Raw genomic sequence first — 3,893 nt, 5'->3', positions numbered from 1 at the left:
GGGCCCCGGGGGGTGTGTGCCCGCCCGCCCGCCCCGAGTGCCGGCGGCCGGGCGGGCGCCCCGCCTGGCCCGCCTCGGCGCCCCCGGGGGGGCGCCGGGTTTCTCGGCCACCGGGCCCGTACGCCCGGAAGGGAAGACCCGTCCTACGCCTGCGGGCGCGGCCCGACGTACCCGGCCCGGGCCCGCATCCGCAGTGGCTCCTCGCCGTACTCCTCCACCGCGTGCGCCAGCCAGCCCGGGGTGCGGGCCACCGCGAAGACCACCTCGCCGGCCTCCGCCGGGAGCCCGGCCGTCAGCGCCATGGCGGCCAGCGCCAGGTCGATGTTGGCCCGCAGCTCCGGCCGCCCGGCCGGGCCCGCGGCCGCCTCCACCGCGGCGACGGCCGCCACCACGGCCGCACCGCCGTCGAGTCGACGGACCGCGTCCAGCAGGGCGACCGCTCTCGGATCGCCCTCCGGGTAGAGCCGGTGGCCGAGCCCCGGGATCGGCCGGCCGGTGCGCAGGTAGTCGGACACCACCGGCACGGCGCCGTCGGCCAGCACCTCGGCGAGCATCCGGTGCGCGAGCGGGCTGGCGGCGCCGTGCAGCGGACCGTCGGTCGCGCCGAGTCCGGCGGAGACCACGGCGTACGGATGCGCCCGCGCCGACGCCGCCAGCCGGGCCGCCACCGTCGAGACCGCCAGCTCGTGGTCGATCAGCAGGACCAGGGCGCGGTCCAGGCAGGACAGCGCCTCCGGCGTGGGCGCGGCCGTGGCCAGCCGGCTCCACAGCCGCGCGGCCAGCGAAGACCCGGGGCCGGGGTCCGGATCGGGCGCGGTGCGGGGCAGCGCCTCGACCATCCCGGCGATCAGCGCCGCCCCGGCGGCGTGGACGGTCCGCTCGCGCAGGTCGAAGCGCAGCGGGTCGAGCGCGGCGGCGACGGTCGCCGAGATCCGGAGCCGGTCGGGCAGCCGGATCCCTTCGGGCAACGCGGCGGCGGCGCGGGCCAGCGCCTCGGCGGTGGCGGGCGGCACCCGCAGCTCCACCGGGGCGTCGGTGCCCAGGCCCCAGAGCCAGCCGATCGCGGCCTCGAAGCCGTACCGGGCGGCCAGTTCGACGGCGTCCCGGCCGCGGTAGTAGAGCCGACCGTTCTCGATCAGCGTCAGCCCGGTCCGCACCGCGACCGGTTCGCTGCCCCACGATGCGGCGGCGGGAGCCTCGCCCGGAGCCGGGCGCACCGGGGCGCGGCGGCCACGGGCGGCCAGCTCGGCGACCTCGCGGGCGTCGAAGGTGCTGCCCTTGCCGCCCGGGGCCCGCTCGCTGCTGAGCTGCCCACGGCTGGCGTAGGCGTACACCGTCTCCACCTTGACGCCGAGCTGCTCGGCGACCTGCTGGGTGGTCAAGCGTTCGGCCATGGTCTGCCCTCGCCCTCCGATCGGGTACCTGCGCCCTGTGTCCGCATGCCTTGATGATGATCCACAGTATTCCACATTGATTTCAATCAATGTTGACAACATGGATCAACAGTCGGAGAGTACAGAACGTCGCCGGAAACACCCACCACCTGGCACGAAGCACGCACGAGAAGGGCCACTGCCATGCCGAGCACCACCGAGATCGAGGTCCCGCGCGGCCTCAAGGGCGTCGTCGTCACCGAGACCGAACTCGGCGACGTCCGAGGGCTGGAGGGCTTCTACCGCTACCGCCAGTACTCGGCGATCGACCTCGCCGAGCAGCGCACCCTGGAGGACGTCTGGCACCTGATGCTCCTCGGCGAGCTGCCCGACGCCGCCGGCCGCGCCGCCTTCCTCGCCCGCACCACCCCGCTGCGCCACCTGCCCGACGCGCTGCGCCCGCTCCTGCCCGCACTGGCGGCGAGCACCGCGCACGGCGGCCCGCTCGGCGCCCTGGGCGCCGCGCTCACGGTCGCCGCGGCCGACCGGGGCGTCCGGCCGCTCTACGACACCGCGCCCGAACAGCGGGTCGAGGACGCGCTGTTCGCCACCGCACTGGTACCCACCATCCTCACCGCGCTCCAGCGGCTGCAGCAGGGCGAGCAGCTGATAGAACCGCGCGAGGACCTCGGCTACGCGGCCAACTACCTCTACATGCTGACCGGCGAGGAGCCCGAGCCCGCCAAGGCCCGGGCGATCGAGCAGTACCTGATCTCCACGGTCGACCACGGCTTCAACGCCTCGACCTTCACCGCCCGCGTGATCGCCTCCACCGGAGCCGACCTCGTGGCCTGCCTGGTCGGCGGCCTCGGCGCGCTCTCCGGGCCGCTGCACGGCGGCGCGCCGAGCCGCGCCCTCGACACCCTGGACGCGATCGGCACCCCGGAACGGATCGACGGCTGGATCCGCGAGCACGTGCTCGCCGGCGACCGGATCATGGGCTTCGGCCACGCCGTCTACCGCACCGAGGACCCCCGCTCCCGCATGCTGCGCGGCGTCGCCGAGTCCTTCGGCGGCGAGCTGGTCGAGCTCGCCGTCCAGGTGGAGGCCCGGGTCGAGGCGATCCTGGCCGAGCTGAAGCCGGGCCGCGAACTCCACACCAACGTCGAGTTCTACGCGGGCGTGGTGATGCACCTGTGCGGCCTGCCCAGGGAGATGTTCACCCCCACCTTCGCCGCGGCCCGGGCGATCGGCTGGAGCGCCAACATCCTGGAACAGGCCGCCGACCCCAAGATCATCCGCCCGGCCGCCCGCTACACCGGCCCGGCTGCCCCGCAACCGCTGCCGACGGCCTGAGCGGCGGGCGGACACGACAGGCAGGGCCTCCTGATCGGGGGAGAGGAGGCCCTGCCCTCGTTCCGCTACGCGCCGACCGCCGTAGAGCGCGGCAGGTACGGCGACGTATCGGGCGACCCGACGGAACTCATCTGCACGTCAACGGCCTTCGGGTGCTTCGCGGCATCGACGGATCCGGGCCCGTGGACGGTGAACTCGAAGTCCCGGTGCGCCTTGGCATCCGGAGCGAACGGCAGCCGGATGCGCCCGTCCCGGACCATGCGCCGCACGGCACCGCGGCTGAGGCCGAGCCCGAGCATGAGCAGCCGCTCGACCCGAACCGGTGCGGGCAGCTCGAAGCCGACCAGCACCTTGAGCGGCGTGGGGTCGTCGAGCGCGTAGAGGGGCGTGCGCGCCTCGACGTCCCAGGTGCCGGTCCAGTCGAGGCGGTACCCGTTCCTCGCGGCGAGCGACGCACTCATCGTCAACTCCCGCACCACGGCGGGGTCGTTGTTCTCGTACGCCACCAGGCGGGCGGGTTCGAGCGACGACACGTGGACGCGTTCGTGAACGGGCACCTTCGAGGTCCGGTCGCACGACGCGCAGCTCAGCAGCAGCCAGACGTCGAGGAGCTTCCCGCTGGCATTGACCCGGATCTTCCCCGAGGCACGGTGCCGCACACCGGAGCAGTCCGGGCAGGGCCGAACGACGGTGGGCAGGGCGGACTGACGCACGGCCCACAGGGCCTTGCGGTCGGTATTCATGAATGTGGTTGCTTTCAGGACTCACCAGGAGCGCTCGCAGGCCGAGCCGCAGCTCTCCCGGACATGACGGATGCACACGTGAGCGCGGGTGGTCACCCCAGGGCCGAGTGCTCAGGCCCGGGTGCCAACCCGCGCGACGGGTTGGTGACAGCTACGTGGCAACCGCTAAAAGTCCATGGCCCGATCCTCATCGAGGCCGCGCCCCTCGGGCAACTCCTTTTTCTCTGGGAGCAGGTCCTCTGGGAGCAGGTCCTCTGGGCACAGGTCCTCCGGGAGAAGGTCCTCCGGGAAATGGCCCATGTCGTGAAGCAGCGGAGGGCGCCCGGCCCCCCCCCGGGGACCGCGGCCGCCCCGCGGTTGCGTGCGGGAGGCGGCGCACCCGCCCGCCGGGCCGGCGGTGCGGTGACTCCCCGCGGGGGGC

General features: G+C 74.2%; 3 protein-coding genes. 1 reads left to right on the top strand and 2 read right to left on the bottom strand.

The features are described from left to right. Positions 1-143 precede the first annotated feature (143 nt). Positions 144-1,394 carry a citrate synthase gene (locus ACFV4G_RS37620; protein WP_380447045.1) on the bottom strand — a complete coding sequence of 417 codons (1,251 nt, stop codon included), beginning with the start codon at positions 1,392-1,394 and terminating at the stop codon, positions 144-146. Between the two features lie 183 nt (positions 1,395-1,577). Between ACFV4G_RS37620 and ACFV4G_RS37615 the strand changes: the two genes are divergently transcribed. Continuing rightward, positions 1,578-2,729: a citrate/2-methylcitrate synthase gene (locus ACFV4G_RS37615; RefSeq protein WP_380447043.1), complete on the top strand. Its 1,152-nt coding sequence runs from the start codon at positions 1,578-1,580 to the stop codon at positions 2,727-2,729. 65 nt (positions 2,730-2,794) lie between these two features. Here the strand turns inward: ACFV4G_RS37615 and ACFV4G_RS37610 are convergent, their stop codons facing one another. Beyond that, a complete protein-coding gene (locus ACFV4G_RS37610) occupies positions 2,795-3,472 on the bottom strand; it encodes a DUF1062 domain-containing protein (RefSeq protein WP_380447041.1) in 678 nt (225 codons plus the stop codon). Positions 3,473-3,893: the final 421 nt, after the last annotated feature.

Origin of the sequence: Kitasatospora sp. NPDC059747 (genome assembly GCF_042732955.1) — a bacterium.
Classification (GTDB): Bacteria; Actinomycetota; Actinomycetes; order Streptomycetales; family Streptomycetaceae; genus Kitasatospora.
The sequence above is the reverse complement of the archived record's forward strand: the minus strand, read 5'-3'. Positions and strand labels throughout refer to the sequence as shown.

Bases quoted from the DNA above. Each gene is read 5' to 3' on its own strand.
- ACFV4G_RS37610 (WP_380447041.1), bottom strand. From the start codon at position 3,472: ATGAATACCGACCGCAAGGCCCTGTGGGCCGTGCGTCAGTCCGCCCTG.
- ACFV4G_RS37615 (WP_380447043.1), top strand. From the start codon at position 1,578: ATGCCGAGCACCACCGAGATCGAGGTCCCGCGCGGCCTCAAGGGCGTC.
- ACFV4G_RS37620 (WP_380447045.1), bottom strand. From the start codon at position 1,394: ATGGCCGAACGCTTGACCACCCAGCAGGTCGCCGAGCAGCTCGGCGTC.